15 protein-coding genes are annotated in these 17,709 nt (G+C 64.7%); 6 read left to right on the top strand and 9 right to left on the bottom strand.

The annotated features are described in order from the left end of the window. Window positions 1–68 precede the first annotated feature (68 nt). From U1738_RS03055 to U1738_RS03035, 5 genes are all read right to left on the bottom strand, one after another. On the bottom strand, window positions 69–827 hold the full coding sequence (locus U1738_RS03055) for a class II aldolase/adducin family protein (protein ID WP_332787543.1): 759 nt from the start codon (window positions 825–827) through the stop codon (window positions 69–71). Between the two features lie 96 nt (window positions 828–923). Beyond that, window positions 924–2,048, bottom strand: coding sequence for a CaiB/BaiF CoA transferase family protein (locus U1738_RS03050; RefSeq protein WP_332787542.1), 1,125 nt, complete (start codon window positions 2,046–2,048; stop codon window positions 924–926). Between the two features lie 14 nt (window positions 2,049–2,062). Beyond that, entirely contained in the window at window positions 2,063–3,241 is a 1,179-nt protein-coding gene (locus U1738_RS03045) for a CaiB/BaiF CoA transferase family protein (protein WP_332787541.1), read from the bottom strand. Between the two features lie 54 nt (window positions 3,242–3,295). After that, on the bottom strand, window positions 3,296–4,480 hold the full coding sequence (locus U1738_RS03040; RefSeq protein ID WP_332787540.1) for an acyl-CoA dehydrogenase: 1,185 nt from the start codon (window positions 4,478–4,480) through the stop codon (window positions 3,296–3,298). Window positions 4,481–4,616: 136 nt separating this feature from the next. Further along, on the bottom strand, window positions 4,617–5,864 hold the full coding sequence (locus tag U1738_RS03035) for a TetR/AcrR family transcriptional regulator (protein WP_332787539.1): 1,248 nt from the start codon (window positions 5,862–5,864) through the stop codon (window positions 4,617–4,619). Between the two features lie 142 nt (window positions 5,865–6,006). Here U1738_RS03035 and U1738_RS03030 point away from each other — a divergent pair, with 142 nt between their 5' ends. The 6 genes from U1738_RS03030 (at window position 6,007) to U1738_RS03005 (ending at window position 12,065) form a co-directional block, all read left to right on the top strand. Continuing rightward, on the top strand, window positions 6,007–7,284 hold the full coding sequence (locus tag U1738_RS03030; protein ID WP_332787538.1) for an acyl-CoA dehydrogenase family protein: 1,278 nt from the start codon (window positions 6,007–6,009) through the stop codon (window positions 7,282–7,284). A 116-nt stretch (window positions 7,285–7,400) separates the two neighbouring features. Continuing rightward, the gene (locus U1738_RS03025; protein WP_332787537.1) at window positions 7,401–8,483 is read left to right on the top strand and encodes a Zn-dependent alcohol dehydrogenase; all 1,083 of its coding nucleotides are present in this window, start codon (window positions 7,401–7,403) and stop codon (window positions 8,481–8,483) included. Next, window positions 8,483–9,535 carry a phosphotransferase family protein gene (locus U1738_RS03020; protein WP_332788211.1) on the top strand — a complete coding sequence of 351 codons (1,053 nt, stop codon included), beginning with the start codon at window positions 8,483–8,485 and terminating at the stop codon, window positions 9,533–9,535. The genes U1738_RS03025 and U1738_RS03020 overlap by 1 nt, the downstream gene beginning before the upstream one ends. 129 nt (window positions 9,536–9,664) lie before the next feature. Then, window positions 9,665–10,429 carry an SDR family NAD(P)-dependent oxidoreductase gene (locus tag U1738_RS03015; protein ID WP_332787536.1) on the top strand — a complete coding sequence of 255 codons (765 nt, stop codon included), beginning with the start codon at window positions 9,665–9,667 and terminating at the stop codon, window positions 10,427–10,429. A gap of 104 nt (window positions 10,430–10,533) precedes the next feature. Continuing rightward, on the top strand, window positions 10,534–11,352 hold the full coding sequence (locus U1738_RS03010) for an SDR family NAD(P)-dependent oxidoreductase (protein WP_332787535.1): 819 nt from the start codon (window positions 10,534–10,536) through the stop codon (window positions 11,350–11,352). Window positions 11,353–11,405: 53 nt separating this feature from the next. Further along, window positions 11,406–12,065 (top strand): methyl-accepting chemotaxis protein, encoded by a 660-nt coding sequence (locus U1738_RS03005; RefSeq protein WP_332787534.1) that lies wholly within the window; start codon window positions 11,406–11,408, stop codon window positions 12,063–12,065. Between the two features lie 14 nt (window positions 12,066–12,079). Here U1738_RS03005 and U1738_RS03000 read toward each other — a convergent pair whose 3' ends face one another. From U1738_RS03000 to U1738_RS02985, 4 genes are all read right to left on the bottom strand, one after another. After that, window positions 12,080–12,961, bottom strand: coding sequence for an acyl-CoA thioesterase (locus tag U1738_RS03000; RefSeq protein WP_332788210.1), 882 nt, complete (start codon window positions 12,959–12,961; stop codon window positions 12,080–12,082). A 146-nt stretch (window positions 12,962–13,107) separates the two neighbouring features. Beyond that, the gene (locus U1738_RS02995; RefSeq protein ID WP_332787533.1) at window positions 13,108–14,235 is read right to left on the bottom strand and encodes an acyl-CoA dehydrogenase family protein; all 1,128 of its coding nucleotides are present in this window, start codon (window positions 14,233–14,235) and stop codon (window positions 13,108–13,110) included. A gap of 97 nt (window positions 14,236–14,332) precedes the next feature. Further along, entirely contained in the window at window positions 14,333–15,523 is a 1,191-nt protein-coding gene (locus U1738_RS02990; protein ID WP_332788209.1) for an acyl-CoA dehydrogenase family protein, read from the bottom strand. Window positions 15,524–15,667: 144 nt separating this feature from the next. After that, window positions 15,668–17,701 (bottom strand): 3-hydroxyacyl-CoA dehydrogenase NAD-binding domain-containing protein, encoded by a 2,034-nt coding sequence (locus U1738_RS02985; protein WP_332787532.1) that lies wholly within the window; start codon window positions 17,699–17,701, stop codon window positions 15,668–15,670. Window positions 17,702–17,709 lie beyond the last annotated feature (8 nt).

Below are 17,709 nucleotides of genomic sequence, written 5' to 3'. Positions count from 1 at the left end.
CCCTTACGAATTGCAGGCTGATACCTATCGCATTCCGCAAGCGCGCAGCATTCGACCTTGGTGCTGGATCAGTTCCGCCAGCTCGTGTCGATCTTGTCGACCTTGCGGACCATTGCGGCGAAATCCGCTGCGCCGGCACCGCCGGGGACTTGCGCCATGTGGAGATCGCGCTGGTGGACCTTGACCACTTCGTCATCGACCAGCAGCGGTTTGCCCATGCTCATCGTGGCGATCTGGATCTCGCAGGCGCGTTGCAGCGACCAATGCTTGATGAAGGCTTCGGGCAGGGTCTTGCCCATCACGAGGATGCCGTGATTCTTGAGCAGCATGACGCGTTTGCTGCCGAGATGTTCGAGCAGGCGTTCGCCTTCCTCGTCGCGGACGGTGACGCCCTCGAAATCATGGTATGCGATCTGGCCGGCGAAATTGCAGGCGTAGAAATTCACCGGCTGCAACCCGCCCTCGACCGAACTGACCGCCATGCCGGCGGTCGTGTGGGTGTGCATGATGCAATGCGCGTCGGGCAGATGGCGGTGGAACAAAGCGTGCTGGACGAAGCCGGCGCGGTTTACCGGGTAGGGCGAGTCGTCGAGCTTGTTGCCGTCGATGTCGATCTTGACGAGGCTGCTGGCGGTCACTTCGCTAAAATGCAGGCCGAACGGGTTGATGAGGAATGCACCCTCTTCATCCAGCTTCACGGTGATGTGGTTGTAGATCATCTCGGACCAGCCGAGCATGTCGAAGATGCGGTAGCAGGCGGCGAGTTCCTGCCGCGCGGCCCATTCGGATTCGCTCATCTGGCTGTTGCGGATGATTGCGGTGGCCATGGTGCTCTCCAATCTGAACTGTCGGTATGATTATCGCACGGCGGAGCGCGGTCTGCAAACTGGTGCTGAGAGACGCCGAAGAAGCGGGATCCCGGATCAGGTCCGGGATGACGACAGGGTGGCGATATCTTCCTCGCTGAACCCCAGTTCGGTGAGAAGTGTCGCGTCGTGCCCCTCCGACATTGCCGGCGCGACCGTGGGGCTGGCAGAATAGCGCGGCGCGGGGGCGGGCTGTGTGAGCCCGCCTGCCTCCACGAACGCGCCGCGGGCGACGTTGTGGGGATCGGCGACGGCTTCGTCGAAGCTCAGGACGGGGGCGAAGCAGATTTCGTGGCCCTCAAAGGCGGCGCACCATTGGTCGCGGGTCTTCGTCTTGAACTGGTCGTTGAGGCGGCCCTTGAGCGCGGGCCATTGGCGGGGATCGAATTGCGCGGCCCATTCGTCGCCGTCGAGCGCCATGACGCGGCGCAGGGCGGCATAGAATTGCGGTTCGATCGCGCCGATCGAGACCCATTTGCCGTCCGAGGTTTCATACGTGTCGTAGAAATGCGCGCCGCCATCGAGCATGTTGGTGCCGCGTGCGTCGCTCCAGCGGCCCGAGCCGCGAAAGCCCCAGATCATGCTCATCAGCACGGCCGAACCCTCGGTCATCGCGCAATCGACCACCTGGCCTTCGCCCGTCCTCTGCGCGTGGAGGATCGCGGCGAGCATGCCGAAGGCGAGCATCATGCCGCCGCCGCCAAAATCACCGACCATGTTGATCGGAAATTGCGGCTTGCCGCCCGCCGAGCCGAAGGCGTGGAGCGCGCCGGACTGTGCGATGTAGTTGATGTCGTGGCCCGGCTGCGGCGCCATCGGGCCGGTCTGGCCCCAGCCGGTCATGCGACCGTAGACTAGCTTTGGGTTGGCTTCGCGCAAGGCGTCCGGGCCGAGGCCGAGGCGTTCCATGACGCCAGGGCGGAACCCCTCGATCAGGCCGTCGGCGGTGGCGACGATACGCTTGACCGCGGCGATGGCGGTTGGGTTTTTCAAATCGAGCGCTATGGTGCGGCGGGAGCGGAGCAACGGGTCCTTGGCGAGCGCGGTGACGGTGGCGTCACCGGGGCGCTCGATGCGGATCACCTCCGCGCCGTGATCCGCCAGCATCATGCCGCAGAACGGGCCGGGGCCGATGCCGGCGATCTCGACGATGCGGATGCCGTGGAGGGGCGGGGTGGTCATGGGGAGTCTCCGGGTTACGGGCGGGGCGGGCTGGGCGTGTCGGAGACCATGCGCTGGCCGTCGATGACGATTGGGGACGCGACGCCGGGAATGCCGTGGCGTTCGATCGCGAGGCCGCGCGCGACGACCTGTGCGTCGGCGAAGACCTCGTCGACGCGGTTGATCGGGCCGGCGGGGACGCCGGTTTCGTCCAGTGCCCAGGCCAGGTCGGCCTTGCGCCAGGTGGAGATCGCTTCGCTCAGCAGCGGGATCATCACGGTGCGGTTCTGCACGCGCGCGGGGTTGGTGGCGAAGCGGGCGTCGTCGGCGAGCGGGAGTTTCAGGATCGTGCAGAGCTTGCGGAACTGGCTGTCGTTGCCGACGGCGATGATCAGGTCGCCGTCGCTGGCGGCGAAGGCCTGATAGGGCGCGAGATTGGCGTGGCCGTTGCCCATGCGGTGCGGCACCCGGCCGCTGGCCATCCAGTTGAGCGCCTGATTGGCGAGGACGGCCACCTGCGTGTCGAGCAGGGCCATGTCGATATGCGCCCCGGTTCCGTCACGGTCCCGCGTCCTGAGCGCGGCGAGGATCGCGACGGCGGAATAGACGCCGGTGAAGATGTCCGCATAGGCGATGCCGGATTTCTGCGGTGGGCCGTCCGGCTCGCCGGTGAGCGACATGATGCCGCCCATGCCCTGGATGATGAAATCGTATCCGGCGCGATGGGCGTAGGGGCCGGTCTGGCCGAAGCCGGTGATCGAACAGGTGATCAGGCGCGGGTTGAGCGCGGCGAGCGATGCGTGATCGAGGCCGTATTTGACGAGGCCGCCGACCTTGTAATTCTCGATCACCACGTCGGATTGTGCGGCGAGGGCGCGAATTTCTGCCTGGCCTTCGGGCGTGGCGATATCCACCGCGCAGCTCGTCTTGCCGCGATTGGTGGAGTGGTAATAGGCCGCGTCGAGATTCTCGCCGCCCGGGCCGGTCATGAAGGGAGGGCCCCAGTGGCGGGTATCGTCGCCGGCGCCGGGGCGTTCGATCTTGATCACTTCTGCGCCGAGATCGGCGAGGAGTTGGCCGCACCAGGGGCCGGCTAGGATGCGGGCGAGTTCGAGAACTTTGATGCCGGCGAGGGGTTTGTCAGCCTTTAGCCCCTCCCCTTCAGGGGAGGGGTTGGGGTGGGGCCGTGCCGCAAGTTCTGGCGTTGTGCCCATTTCTACACTTCCCCACCCCAACCCCTCCCCTGAAGGGGAGGGGCTTTTAAGAATTTAGAACGCGGCGATCCCGGTGATCGCGCGGCCGAGGATCAAAGCGTGGACGTCGTGCGCGCCTTCGTAGGTGTTGACGGTTTCGAGGTTCATCATGTGGCGCATGACCTGATATTCGCCACTGATGCCGTTGCCGCCGTGCATATCGCGAGCCATCCGCGCGATATCGAGCGCCTTGCCGACATTGTTGCGCTTGACGATCGAGATCATTTCCGGCGCGAAGCGGCCTTCGTCCATCAGACGGCCGACGCGTAAGCTGGCTTGTAGGCCGAGCGCGATCTCGGTCTGCATGTCGGCGAGTTTCTTTTGATACAATTGGTTGGCGGCGAGCGGCTTGCCGAACTGGTGGCGGTCGAGGCCGTATTGGCGGGCGGCGTGCATGCAGAATTCCGCCGCACCCAGGCTGCCCCAGCTGATGCCGTAGCGGGCGCGGTTGAGGCAGCCGAACGGACCCTTCAGGCCCTGTACGTCAGGGAGCAAAGCGTCTTCACCGACCTCGACCTCGTCCATCATGATCATGCCGGTGATCGAGGCACGCAGCGACAGCTTGCCCTCGATCTTGGGGGTGGCGAGGCCCTTCATGCCCTTTTCGAGGATGAAGCCGCGAATGCCGCCGCCATGCGCGTCGCTCTTGGCCCAGACGACGAAGACGTCGGCGATCGGCGCGTTGCTGATCCAGGTCTTGGCGCCGGAGATGACATAGCCGTTGTCGGTCTTCTTGGCCCGCGTGGTCATGCCGCCGGGGTCGGAGCCGGCGTCTGGTTCGGTCAGGCCGAAGCAGCCGATGTATTCGCCGGTAGCCAGTTTCGGCAGATACTTCATCTTCTGCTCTTCCGAGCCGTAGGCGTAGATCGGGTACATCACGAGGCTGGACTGGACGCTCATCATCGAGCGGTAGCCGGAGTCGATCCGCTCGACCTCGCGCGCCACCAGCCCGTAGGCGACATAGGACGCGCCGACGCCGCCATATTGTTCGGGCACCGTAGGCCCAAGCAGACCGAGTTCGCCCATCTCGCGGAAGATCGACACGTCGGTCGTCTCGTTGGCGAAGGCATCGATGATGCGAGGCGCGAGCTTTTCCTGGGCATAAGCGCGCGCGGTATCGCGGATCATGCGTTCGTCGTCTTCGAGCTGATCGTCGAAGAGGAAGGGGTCTGCCCAGTCGAATTGGCCCATGCCGGTCATTTTAAGCTCCAGACTATTTGGTCCCCGCGAAGGCCGGGGCCTAGTCGGAAGATGGCGGTTACTGCGCGCTGCGCTTCATTACCACCGCCTTCCCGGCTGGGCCCCGGCCTCCGCCGGGGAAGGGATTAGCGAAAGGTCAAAGGCTCAGCACCCGATCGTCGAACAATCCGAACGCCAAAGTGGATGCATAGAAAGCGATGGCGCGGTCGCGGGGCATGGTGCCCGCCCATTTGCGCATGTCGAATGCGGCGTTCTGCAGCGCCATCAGCGCCTGGGCCGCGACCAATGCGTCGACCGGGCGGATCGAGCCTTCGGCGATGCCGTCCATCATCGTGCCGGCGAAGCGGCGGGCGATGCGGTTCGAGCGATCGATCATCGTGTTGCGGACGCCGTGCGGCAGGCCGCTGAGCGCCGTGGTGCGCAACAGGGGGCCGCGTTCGGAGAATTGCACGTCGAGCAGGGTGGCGATCGTGCTCGACAGGCGCTGCCAGTAACTGCCGCCGGCATCGTCGGCGAGGTGCTGGGCATCGGCGATCGTATCGAAGCTGCGCTTGTAACAGGCGATCACAAGATCGTCCTTGGCGTCGAGATGGTGGTAGAAGCTGCCCTTGGTGACGTTCAGTTCGGAGGCGATTTTCTGCACCGACGCGCCGCGATAGCCGAGCTGGTTAATCAGGCGGGTAGCGGCGAGCAGGAAGGCGGCGCGGCCGGGTTCCGACGTGCCGTGATCGAGATCGATCAGTTCGGGTGCCCAGACCTGCCCGGGCGCGGCGATGCCGTGTTCGAACACGTGCATCAGGCGTTCTTCGATCCGGCTGAATTCGTCGGCATCGTAGCGCGTCAGCCAGACCGGCAGCCAGAAGGTGTTTTCGAGCAGCACGTGCGCGCGCGCGCCGCGCAAATCGGTTTCGGCGCGGGTCTTGGCCGGACCCCAGAGCGTGCGGGTCTTGCGGAACACGTCGCGCCAGCCGGACATCAGCTGGCCGAGCGCGGGTTCCTCCATCGCGCGCAGATCGGACAATACGGCGAACGGCGTTTCGGTGCCGCGCTGGATATCGGCGAGGCGCGCCAGGTTGATCGACAGGTATTTCGCGACGCGCGCCTGCGGCGTGGCTTCCTTCAGCGCCTCGTCGAGCATGGCCTGGAGCTTTTCCAGCGTGTTTTCGAAGCACGCGGTGGCGAGGTCTTCCTTGCGCTTGAAATAATAGGTCACGCTGGTGGTATTGAGGCCGACGCGGCGGGCGACGTCGGCGAAGGTCATGCCCTTCGCGCTCTGTTCGTTGATCGCCTGGGCGGCGGCGGCGAGAATGGCATCGCGCTTGGCACGGAATCGCTTCGTGCCGCTCTCTTCCTCTAGCAGGGTCGCTTTGATCGCCTCCATCATCAGGCAATCTATCAAGTTCCTTTAGAAGAAACAGTCTTTTTTCCCAACCGCCTGCGCGGCGCAAAATATGTCGCCCGCAAGCTTTACCGAAAATGCGGTACGGTCTAACGACCATCTCAAACGGATTGGATGGAGAGCGAACATGGACTTCACGCTGAGCGAGCGCGAGAACTATTTCCGGGATCGGGTGCGCGATTTCATCGATCAGAACATCCGTCCGCGTCAGCACGAATATGACGAGCAGTCGCATACCGGCGAGCGCTGGAAGGTGATCCAGGTGATCGAGGACATGAAGGCCAAGGCCAAGGAAGCGGGCCTGTGGAATTTCTTCATGCCGCCGCATTCGGGCCAGACGCATGTCGACGACACGTTCGAGTTCGAGGGCACGCAGCTCACCAACCTCGAATACGCCTTGTGCGCCGAGGAGATGGGCCGGGTCGGCTGGGCATCGGAAGTGTTCAACTGTTCCGCGCCGGACACCGGCAACATGGAGGTGTTCCACCGTTACGGCACGGTGGAGCAGAAGGAGAAATGGCTCCGGCCGCTGATGAACGGCGAGATCCGTTCGGTCTTCCTGATGACCGAACCGGCGGTGGCATCGTCCGACGCGACCAATATCGAGACGAGCATCGTGCGAGACGGCGACGATTACGTGATCAACGGCACGAAATGGTGGTCTTCGGGCGTGGGCGATCCGCGCTGCAAGGTCGGCATCCTGATGGGCAAGACCAATCCGGGTGCGTCGCGCCACAGCCAGCAGAGCCAGATCCTGGTGCCGATGGATGCGCCGGGCGTGACGATCAAGCGCATGCTTTCGGTTTACGGGTATGATCACGCGCCGCACGGGCATGGCGAGGTGGTGCTGGAGAATGTTCGCGTGCCGGTGGAGAACGTGCTTCTCGGCGAGGGCCGCGGGTTCGAGATCGCGCAGGGGCGGCTCGGGCCGGGCCGCATCCATCATTGCATGCGCACGATCGGCGTGGCGGAAGAGGCGATCGAGGCGATGGCCAAGCGCCTGCTGACCCGCGTGGTGTTCGGCAAGCGGATCGCGGATCACAGCGTGTGGGAGGAGCGGATCGCGCGCGCGCGGATCGATATTGAGATGACGCGTTTGCTGTGCCTGAAGGCGGCGGACATGATGGATCGTGCCGGCAACAAGAGCGCCCAGCAGGAAATCGCCATGATCAAGGTGCAGGCCCCGACGATGGCGCTGAAGATCATCGACGATGCGATCCAGGCGCATGGCGGCGGCGGCGTGAGCCAGGATTTCCGCCTGGCGCACGATTGGGCGGCGATGCGCACGTTGCGCTTCGCCGACGGCCCGGACGAGGTGCACAACCGGGCGATCGCGCGCAACGAGTTCGGGAAATATGCCGAGCTGCCGGCGGCGGTGGCGGCGAAGGATGCGGTGCGGCGTTAATTGCGTCGTCCCGGCGAAGGCCGGGACCGCTGTGTTCGGGGCAGCGGAATCGCGAGATAGGCTGGCGGCCCCGGCCTTTGCCGGGGTGACGGGAGTTTGCGGGTGACGGAGTGGGTATGAAAGCAGCAGTCCTGTTCGAGGCGAAGACGCCGCTCAGCATCGAGGACGTGACGGTCGACAAGCCCGGCGCGCGGGAGGTGCTGATCCGCACCGTCGCGGTCGGCGTGTGCCGGTCGGACTTGCACTTCGTGGATGGTGCCTATCCGCATCCGATGCCGACGATTCCGGGCCATGAGGCGGCGGGCGTCGTGGAGGCGGTGGGCGAGGACGTGCGGATGGTAAAGGTTGGCGATCATGTCGTGACCTGCCTGTCGGCGTTCTGCGGGCAGTGCGAGTTCTGCGTGACCGGGCATATGTCCTTGTGCCTGGGCGTGAACGTGAAGCGGGCGAAGGGCCAACCGTCGCGGCTGATGCTCGGCGACCGGCCGATCGCGCAGATGCTGAACCTGTCGGCTTATGCCGAAATGATGCTGGTGCACGAAAATGCCTGCGTGGCGATCGACCCCGACATGCCGCTGGACCGAGCGGCGCTGATCGGTTGCGCGGTGACGACGGGGGCGGGGGCGATCTTCAACGCGGCCGAGGTCGTACCGGGCGAGACAGTGTGCGTGGTCGGCTGTGGCGGAATCGGGCTGGCGGCGGTGAATGCCGCGAAGATCGCCGGCGCGGGCAAGATCATCGCGATCGATCCGGTGGCGTCGAAGCGCGAGACGGCGATGAAGCTGGGCGCGACTCATGTCGTGGACGCGATGAGCGCGACGGCGACCGAAGAGGTGGTCGAGATCAGCAGGGGCGGCGTGCATCACGCGATCGAGGCGGTCGGGCGCGGCAAGGCGGCGGCGACGGCGGTTGGCGTGCTGCGACGTGGCGGGACGGCGACGATCCTGGGCATGATGCCGTTGAACGAGACGGTTGGCCTGTCGGCGCTCGACCTGCTCGCCGACAAGAAATTGCAGGGCGCGAAGATGGGGCGCAACCATTTCCCGGTCGATATCCCGCGACTGGTCGATTTCTATCAGCGCGGGCTGCTCGATCTCGACACGATCATCGCCGAGCGGATGCCGCTGGCGCGGATCAACGAGGCGTTCGACGAACTGCGCAAGGGCGATGCGATGCGCTCGGTGATCGAGTTCGCATGATGGACGAATCCCCGCAGACGATCGACGTGCCCGAGAAGGACCGGCTGGACGAGGCGAAGCTGACCGCTTGGATGCAGGAGAATGTCGAGGGGTTCGAGGGGCCGCTTCGCTATTCGAAATTCTCCGGCGGCCAATCCAACCCGACGTTCAAGATCACCGCGCCTTCGGGTGAGTATGTGCTGCGGCGCAAGCCGTTCGGGCCGCTGCTGCCGTCGGCGCATGCGGTGGACCGCGAGTATCGCGTGATCGCCGGCCTGTATCCGACCGGCTTTCCCGTGGCGCGGCCTTACGGGCTGTGCACCGATCCCGAGGTGGTGGGGACGGATTTCTACGTGATGGGTTTCGCCGACGGGCGGAATCTGTGGGACGGGACGTTGCCGGATTATGCGCCGGCCGATCGCACCGGCATCTACAATGCGATGTGCGACACGCTGGCCGAGTTGCACAACACCGATCACGTCGCAGCCGGGCTGGGCGAATATGGCCGGCCGGGGAATTATTTCGAACGGCAGGTCGCGCGCTGGACCAAGCAGTATCGCGCGTCCGAGACCGAGCGGATGGAGAATGTCGAGAAGCTGATCGACTATCTCGGGCGGACCGTGCCGGAGCAGACGCGCACGTTGGTGGTGCATGGCGATTACCGCATCGACAACATGATCTTCCACAAGACCGAACCGCGCGTGATCGCGTTGCTGGATTGGGAATTGTCGACTTTGGGCGATCCGCTGGCGGATTTCTCGTACTTCCTGATGAGCTGGGTTACGGCGCCGGAGGGGCGTTCGGGTGTGCTGGGACATACGGGACCGGAGACGGGCATTCCTACGATCGAGGACATGGTCGCGCGCTATTGCGCGGCGACCGGGCGGGATGGGGTGCCGGACCTCAACTGGTATTTCTCGTACAATCTGTTCCGGCTGACGGGCATCGTGCAGGGCATCAAGAAGCGGATCGTGGAGGGTACGGCGTCCAGCGCACAGGCGGAGAAGTCTGCGGCGGGGGTGTACCGGCTGGCGGATGCGGCGTGGGATTTCGCGGTGAAGGCGGGGGCGTAGGCGCTCCCGTTCGTCAACACCGGCGTCATCCCAGCGAAGGCTGGGATCTCTGTGGGGCGGATGCTGCGTGCGCCTCATCGAGACTCCAGCCTGCGCTGGGATGACGATTGTTTGGTGGAAGGAGTACGAATGTCGCTGTTCGATCTGACGGGTAAGGTTGCCATCATCACCGGCTCGACCAAGGGCATCGGCAAGGCGAGCGCGTTCGAGCTGGCGCAGCATGGCGCGAAAGTAGTCATCTCCAGCCGCAAGCAGGATGCGTGCGATGCGGTGGCGGGCGAGATCAACACGAAATACGGTGCCGGCACGGCGATCGCGGTGGCGGCGAACATCTCCGACAAGGCCGGGTTGCAGCATCTGGTGGACGAGACACGCGCGGTGTTCGGGCAGATCGACGTGCTGGTCTGTAACGCTGCGTCCAATCCCTATTACGGGCCGCAAAGCGGGATTTCGGATGAGCAGTTCCGCAAGATTCTCGACAACAATATCATCTCCAACCACTGGCTGATCGCGATGGTCGCGCCGGAAATGCGGGCGCGGAAATCGGGCGCGATCGTGATCGTCTCTTCGATCGGCGGCATCCGTGGAACGACGACGATCGGCGCCTATGCGATCTCCAAGGCGGCGGACATGCAGTTGGCGCGCAACCTGGCGCATGAATTCGGGCCGGACAATGTGCGCATCAACTGCATCGCGCCGGGCCTGATCAAGACCGATTTCGCGCGCGCTTTGTGGGAGGATCCCGAGCGGATCGAGGCCGCGAACACGCGCGTGCCGCTGCGCCGGATCGGCGTGCCGGAGGAGATTGCCGGAGCGGTGGTGTTTCTGAGCAGCCCGGCGAGTGCGTTCATGACCGGGCAGTCGATCGTGATCGACGGCGGGGTTACGATCTAGCCCCGGTACGTCGTCCCGGCGGAGGCCGGGACCGCCGCGTTTGGTGCGCGACGGGTGCCTGAAACATAGCGGCCCCGGCCTCCGCCGGGGCGACGGAGATGGACATGACACAGCGTTTCACCGGCAAATCGATCATCGTCACCGGCGCGGGTTCGGGCATCGGGCGGGCGGCGTCTTTGCTGTTCGCGAGCGAGGGCGGGCAGGTGCTGTGCGCCGATATCTCCGATGCGGCGGAGGAGACCGCGGACCTGATCGTCAAGGCGGGCGGCACGGCGCATGGCATCAAGATCGACGCGGGCAAGGAAGAGGACGTGATCCGCGCGGTGAACGTGGCGTGCGAATATTATGACGGGCTGGACGTGATGTTCGCCAATGCCGGCATCTCGGGCGGGATGGCGAATATCTTCGATACCGACGTAGCGCTGATCACTGAAGTGCTGCGCGTGAATTTGATCGGCCCGTATCTGGCGATCAAGCATGCCGCGCCGAAGATCGCCGAGCGTGGGGCCAAATTTGGAAGAGGGGGGGCGATCGTGCTGACGGCGTCGGTCGCGGGTATTCGATCGGGTGCGGGGTCGCCGGCCTATTCCGCGTCCAAGGCGGGGGTGATCAATCTAGCGATGGTGTCGGCGCAGCAGCTTTCCGGATCGAACGTGCGCGTCAACGCGATCTGCCCCGGCCTGACCGAGACGGGCATGACCAAGCCGACGTTCGATTATGCGCGCGAAGCGGGCAAGATGGAGAAGGTCGGGCGGCTCAACCCGCTGCGCCGCGGTGCGCAACCGGAGGAACTGGCGAAAGTGGCGGCGTTCCTGGCCTCGGACGATGCGAGCTATGTCAACGGGCAGGCGATCGCCGTGGATGGCGGCCTGTCGTCGAGCCACCCCGTGACGCGCCAGGAATATGGCCGAACGGCGGTGTGATGAGGCGGATATTAACCATTCTTCCGTAGCCGTATTCCGTGACGGAGGAATTGGTGGCTAACAGTTTTCGCGACGAGCCTTTGTGGCAGGCGATCGATCGGTCCCAATTGGTGATCGAGTTCGAGCCTGACGGCGTCGTTGCGTCCGCCAACGAAAATTTCCTGAAGGCAATGGGTTACGGCCTGCACGAAATCGTTGGGCGGCATCACGGCATGTTCTGCGAGCCCGTATATGCCCGTTCGTTCGAATATTCCGCATTCTGGCGCAAGCTGGGGCAGGGCGACCATGATTCGGGCGAATATTGCCGGTTGGCGCGCGACGGCCGGCAGGTGTGGCTTCAGGCTACGTATACGCCGATTCTGGATGACGACGGCAATGTCGTCCGGGTCGTGAAGTTCGCCAGCGATGTGAGCGACAAGGTGCGGCTGGGCAGCGAAGTGACGCGACGGCTGGAGGAAAGCCAGCGCTTCCGCGCCGAGGCGGATGCGCGACGCAGTGACATGGAATCCCTGATCGGACGCCTGGCGGGCGTGGTCGAATCGATTGCCGGGATTGCCACGCAGACCAATTTGCTCGCGCTCAACGCCACGATCGAGGCAGCGCGGGCGGGCGATGCCGGGCGTGGCTTTGCCGTGGTCGCCAGCGAGGTCAAGAAATTGGCCGTCGACACCCAGAATGCGACCGCCAATGCACGGCGCATGATTGCCGCGTAAAAATCGCCGCGTAATCAGTCGCGCAGCCGCATCAGACCTTCCTGCGCGACGCTGGCGACGAGGCGGCCGTCGCGACTATAGATCTTGCCGCGATTGAAGCTGCGCGCATGGCCGGCCCATGGGCTTTCGCAGGCGTAGAGCAGCCAATCGTCGACGCGGAAATCCTCGTGCAGCCAGAGCGAATGATCGAGGCTGGCGCTCTGCAATTTATGCGTCATCCAGTTCACGCCGTGCGGCAGCGTGCCGGTGCCGAGCAATGCCATGTCGGAAGCGTAAGCGAGGATCGCGCGGTGCATGGCGGCATCGTCTCCGATGGGTGCGCAGATGCGGAACCAGCTGTCCTGGCGCGGCTCGGTTTTGCCGGGGTTGAGGAAATCGCGCGGGGCGACCGGGCGGATCTCGATCGGCCGGGGGCGGGTGAAGTGCGCGCGGAAGCGTTCGGGGATCGAATCGACCATCGCCGCGCGGACCTCGACATCGGATTTCAGTTCCTCCGGCGGCGGCACGTCAGGCATCGCATCCTGATGATGCAGGCCGTCTTCGGGCACTTGCAGCGAGCAGGCCATATTGAGGATCGGCTGCCCTTTCTGCATCGCGATGACGCGGCGGGTAGCGAAGCTCTTGCCGTCGAAATCGCGCACGACGCGGAACAGGATCGGGTAATCGTCATTGCCCGGGCGCATGAAATAGGCGTGGAGCGAGTGGGCGACTTTCGGGGCGTCGGTCGAGCGTTGCGCGGCCTGGAGCGCCTGGGCGATGACCTGACCACCGAACACGCGACCATGGCCGTGACCATTGGCGATGCGCCTGCCGCGATAGAGATCGGTATCGAGTTCCTCGACATCGAGGAGATCGCAGAGATCGGCGGCGAGCGCGGCGGGGGATGGGTTGGTCATGCTCATCTTTCGATCCTCCCCGGAACGGGGAGGGGGACCGTTCGCGTTCTTCACGCGAATGGTGGAGGGGGTTCTCCACTAGCGTAGCGTTTGCGGCACGCCCCCTCCACCACTTCGTGGTCCCCCTCCCCGTGCCGGGGAGGATTTTAGTAACCCGACAAAGTCGCCAGCCGATCGGCGTGGAAGTTTGCGTCGCCGAACATCTCGGCCAGCACGCGGGCGCGCTTCATGTAGAAGCCGATGTCGTATTCGTCGGTCATGCCGATGCCACCGTGCATCTGCACGCCTTCCTGCACCGACAGGGTGGTGGCGAGCGCGGTCATCGCCTTGGCGACGGAGACGGCGTGGTCAGCTTTATCCGAACCTTCGTCCAGTAGTTGCGCGGCCTTGAGGACGGCGGCGCGGGCGACTTCCATTTCGCTGTAGAGGTGTGCGGCGCGGTGTTGCAGCGCCTGGAAGCTGCCGATCGTCGCGCCGAACTGCTTGCGTTCCTTGAGGTAGTTGACGGTGAGGTCCATCGCGCCGCCGCCGACGCCGAGCAGTTCGGCGGAGGCCCCGGTGCGGCCGGCGCGCAGCAGGCGACCGAGCGGATCGGCACCGGCATCGACTTCGCCGATGACCGCGTCGGCATCGATCTGGAAGTTGTCGAAGGTTATGCGCGCGGCGAGGCTGGAATCGGCCAGGCGTTCGGCATCGCGTTGTATTCCGGGCAATGTTGGATCGACGGCAAACAAAGTAATGCCGTCAACGTCGCTGGCCGACCCGGCGGTGCGCGCGGCGACGATGATCAGATCGGCGACATGGCCGTGGGTGACGAACTGTTTCTTGCCCGAAAGCTTGAAGCCGTTGCCCGAGCGTTCGGCCTTGAGCGCGACGCTGTCGCGGTGCTTGGGGCCTTCGTCGATCGCGAGCGCGGCGATGGTTTCGCCGGCGAGGATGCCGGGGAAATAGCGCGCGGCGTGGGGGCTGTTCTTCAGCGCCTCGACCGCCGCGACGGCGGTGGTGAGAAAGGGCGAGGGGCTGAGATTGCGGCCGATCTCCTCCAGCACGATGCCCGCCTCGACATGGCCGAGGCCAAGGCCGCCGTCCTGCTCGCCGATCAGGATGCCGGTGAAGCCCATCTCGGCGAACGACTTCCAGAGGTCGCGGGAGAAGCCGGCTTCATCCTTGGCGTCACGCAGCGCGCGCATGTGGCTGACGGGGGCGTGTTCGGCGACGAAATCCTTCGTCGTGTCGCGCAGCATTTGTTGTTCGTCGTTGAGGTAGAGGGGCATCGTTCACTCCGTCGCCCCGGCGAAGGCCGGGGCCGCTAAGTTTGTGCAGTCGCTGCGTTTCTTCACGCAGCGGTCCCGGCCTGCGCCGGGACGACGATCAGGTCGAAGGCAATTCCAAAATGCGCTTAGCGATGATGTTGAGCTGCACTTCGCTGGTGCCGCCCTCGATCGAATTCGCCTTGGTGCGCAGCCAGGCGCGGGGGGTGCCGCCGCCGGACGAGCGGTCGCTCTCCCACTCGAGCGCGTCCGAGCCGCCGGCGGACATCATCAGTTCGTAGCGGCTCTTGTTCAGCTCGGTGCCGTAATATTTCATCATCGAGGGCTGGGCGGGGTGGGCGCGGCCGGCCTTCAGTTCGTCGATGAAACGCTCGCTCATCATGCCGAACGCTTTCGCGCGCACCTCGAACATGGCGATGTTGGCGCGCAGCAGCGGATCGGCGAGCTTGCCGTCATGATCGAGGCCGATCGTGGCGATCGCGCCGTCGATCAGCGGATTGCCGCCGGTCGAAGCGAGGCCCATACCGGAGATCATCTCGCGTTCGTGGCCGAGCAGATATTTGGCGACGTCCCAGCCCTTATTCTCTTCGTAGACGCGGTTCGCCTTGGGCACGCGGACATTGTCGAAGAAGGTTTCGCAGAACGGGGAATAGCCCGAGATCAACAGGATCGGCTTGGTCGAGACGCCTTCGCTCGCCATGTCGAACAGGACGAAGCTGATGCCGCCCTGCTTATTGGTCTTGTCGGTGCGGACGAGGCAGAAGATCCAGTCGGCCTTGTCGGCATAGCTGGTCCAGACCTTCTGGCCGTTGACGATATAATCGTCGCCGTCGCTCTCGGCTGAGGTGGCGAGGCTGGCGAGATCGGATCCGGCGTTCGGCTCGCTATAGCCCTGGCACCAGCGGATTTCGCCCTTGGCGATCTTGGTCAGGTGGGTGAGCTTCTGCTCTTCGGTGCCGTATTTCAGCAACGCAGGCCCGAGCATCGAGATGCCGAACGAGTTGAGCGGATTGCGCGCGCGGATCGCGGCCATTTCCTCGCGCAGGATCTTGGTTTCGGCCGGGGTGAGGCCGCCGCCGCCATAGGCCTTGGGCCAATCGGGGACGGTCCAGCCGCGTGAGGCCATCGCATCCATCCAGGATTTCTGCGCAGGCGTGAGCATGGACTGATCGCGGCCGCCCCAGACGGCGTCCTTTTCGGTCTTGAGCGGCTCGCGCATTTCGGGCGGGCAGTTTTCGGCGAGCCAGGCGCGGGTTTCGGTGCGGAACTGGTCGAGGTTGGTGTCGGTCATGGTCATTACCTGTCTCCGTCAAACTCTTTCGTCACCCCAGCGCAGGCTGGGGTCTTTGCGAGGCTGGCGCTGTGCCTACCCCGAGAGACCCCAGCCTGCGCTGGGGTGACGATCTTGGGGGTAGGCGGAGCGCTTGCCCCCCGGTTATCGGTTGAACTTGCCCCCGGCTTCCGCCTTGCTCTTGAGCAGTTCGGCGACCTCGAAGCAGTGCTTTTCCAGACCGGCGACGATCTTCGGCAGGCCTTCGGTGTCGGCCCAGAACATCGGGCCGCCGCGATAGACCGGCCAGCCGTAGCCGTAGATCCACACGACATCGATATCGGACGCGCGCTGCGCCATCTTTTCTTCGAGGATCAGCGCGCCTTCGTTGACCATCGTGTAGAGCGTCTTCTCGATGATCTCCTCGTCGCTGATCTCGCGCTTCTGCAGGTTCGACTTGCTGCGGAAATCCTCGATGATCTCGGCGACGCGCGGGGACGGGGTGGGGTTCCGCTTTTCGTCGTAATCGTAGAAGCCCTTCTGCGTCTTCTGGCCCCAGCGGCCTTCGGCGGCGAGCGCGTCGCGGATGCTTTCGATACGGTTGGGATCGCGGTGCCAGCCGATATCGACGCCGGCCAGATCGCTCATCTGGAACGGCCCCATCGGCATGCCGAACGCGACATGGACCTTGTCGATCTGTTCCGGCGTCGCGCCTTCCATCAGCAGTTTCATCGCCTCGACCTGGCGGGGCTTGAGCATGCGGTTGCCGATGAAGCCGTCGCACACGCCGGCGACGACCGCGACCTTCTTGATCTTCTTCGACAGCGCCATGACGGTGGCGAGCACGTCGTCCGCGGTCTTCGCGCCGCGTACGACCTCGAGGAGTTTCATGACGTTGGCGGGGGAGAAGAAGTGCATGCCGACCACGTCCTGCGGACGGCTGGTGGCGGCGGCGATCTCGTTGACGTCGAGATAGGAGGTGTTCGAGGCCAAGATCGCGCCGGGCTTGCAGATGCCGTCGAGCTTGGCGAAGATCTCCTTCTTCACGTCCATATTCTCGTACACCGCCTCGATGATCAGGTCGCAATCGGCGAGCGCGGAGAAATCGAGCGTCGGGATGAGCGCGCCCATCGCGGCTTCGACCTGTTCGGGCTTCAGGCGGCCCTTGGCCGCGCTTGCCTCGTAATTCTTGCGGATGACGCCGGCGCCGCGATCGAGCGCTTCCTGCGCCATCTCGACGATCGTGACGGGGATGCCGGCGGACAGGAAGTTCATGCTGATCCCACCGCCCATCGTGCCGGCACCGATGACGCCGACCTTGTTGATCGGCCGGAGCGCGATGTCGGCGGCGATGCCGTCGATCTTGGCGGCCTGACGTTCGGCGAAGAAGATGTGGCGCTGGGCGGCGGATTGCGTGCCCATCATCAGCTTCATGAATTCCTGGCGCTCGAACGCGATGCCTTCCTCGAAGCTGGAACCGTCGGCAGCCTTTTCGACGCAGGCGATGTTGGCGGCAGGCGCGTCGAAGCCGCGGAACTTGCGGGCGTTGTCCTTCTTGAAGGCGGCCAGCGCCTCGGGATCGGCCGTTGCGGTCTTCTGGCTGGCGATCGGGAGCGGCTTCACATCGGCGACTTCGCGGGCGAAGGCGATGGCGTCTTCCACCAGGGTCGCTTCACCGGCGAGGCGATCGATCAGGCCGGCGTCGAGCGCCTTCTTCGCGCTGATCGGGTCGCCCTTGGCGGTCATTTCGAGCGCGACGGGCACGCCGGCGATGCGGGGAATGCGCTGCGTGCCGCCGGCACCGGGAAGCAGGCCGAGCTTCACCTCGGGCGTGCCGATCTTCGCGCTGGGCACGGCGATGCGGTAATGGCAGCCGAGCGTGACCTCGCAGCCGCCGCCGAGCGCGGTGCCGTGGATCGCGGCGACGACCGGCTTGGCCGAGGCCTCGATCAGGTCGATCACTTCGCCGAGGCCGGGGCCCTGCATTGGTTTGCCGAATTCGGTGATGTCGGCACCGGCAAAGAAGGTGCGACCGTCGCAACGGATGACCATCGCCTTGATATTCGCATCGGCGATGCCCTGCTGGATACCCGCTTCCAGGCCCTGACGGACGGCGGCACCGAGTGCGTTCACCGGCGGATTGTTCGAGATGATGACGAGGACGTCGTCGTGGATTTCGGTGGTGATCGGGCTGGTCATGATGGGTC

This window comes from Parasphingomonas caseinilytica (assembly GCF_036663755.1).
Taxonomy (GTDB): Bacteria; Pseudomonadota; Alphaproteobacteria; order Sphingomonadales; family Sphingomonadaceae; genus Sphingomonas.
The sequence above is the reverse complement of the archived record's forward strand: the minus strand, read 5'-3'. Positions and strand labels throughout refer to the sequence as shown.

Excerpts from the sequence above, each read along its gene's own strand:
- U1738_RS03055 (WP_332787543.1), bottom strand. The coding sequence starts at position 827 with ATGGCCACCGCAATCATCCGCAACAGCCAGATGAGCGAATCCGAATGG.
- U1738_RS03050 (WP_332787542.1), bottom strand. The coding sequence starts at position 2,048 with ATGACCACCCCGCCCCTCCACGGCATCCGCATCGTCGAGATCGCCGGC.
- U1738_RS03045 (WP_332787541.1), bottom strand. The coding sequence starts at position 3,241 with ATGGGCACAACGCCAGAACTTGCGGCACGGCCCCACCCCAACCCCTCC.
- U1738_RS03040 (WP_332787540.1), bottom strand. The coding sequence starts at position 4,480 with ATGACCGGCATGGGCCAATTCGACTGGGCAGACCCCTTCCTCTTCGAC.
- U1738_RS03035 (WP_332787539.1), bottom strand. The coding sequence starts at position 5,864 with ATGATGGAGGCGATCAAAGCGACCCTGCTAGAGGAAGAGAGCGGCACG.
- U1738_RS03030 (WP_332787538.1), top strand. The coding sequence starts at position 6,007 with ATGGACTTCACGCTGAGCGAGCGCGAGAACTATTTCCGGGATCGGGTG.
- U1738_RS03025 (WP_332787537.1), top strand. The coding sequence starts at position 7,401 with ATGAAAGCAGCAGTCCTGTTCGAGGCGAAGACGCCGCTCAGCATCGAG.
- U1738_RS03020 (WP_332788211.1), top strand. The coding sequence starts at position 8,483 with ATGGACGAATCCCCGCAGACGATCGACGTGCCCGAGAAGGACCGGCTG.
- U1738_RS03015 (WP_332787536.1), top strand. The coding sequence starts at position 9,665 with ATGTCGCTGTTCGATCTGACGGGTAAGGTTGCCATCATCACCGGCTCG.
- U1738_RS03010 (WP_332787535.1), top strand. The coding sequence starts at position 10,534 with ATGACACAGCGTTTCACCGGCAAATCGATCATCGTCACCGGCGCGGGT.
- U1738_RS03000 (WP_332788210.1), bottom strand. The coding sequence starts at position 12,961 with ATGACCAACCCATCCCCCGCCGCGCTCGCCGCCGATCTCTGCGATCTC.
- U1738_RS02995 (WP_332787533.1), bottom strand. The coding sequence starts at position 14,235 with ATGCCCCTCTACCTCAACGACGAACAACAAATGCTGCGCGACACGACG.
- U1738_RS02990 (WP_332788209.1), bottom strand. The coding sequence starts at position 15,523 with ATGACCGACACCAACCTCGACCAGTTCCGCACCGAAACCCGCGCCTGG.
- U1738_RS02985 (WP_332787532.1), bottom strand. The coding sequence starts at position 17,701 with ATGACCAGCCCGATCACCACCGAAATCCACGACGACGTCCTCGTCATC.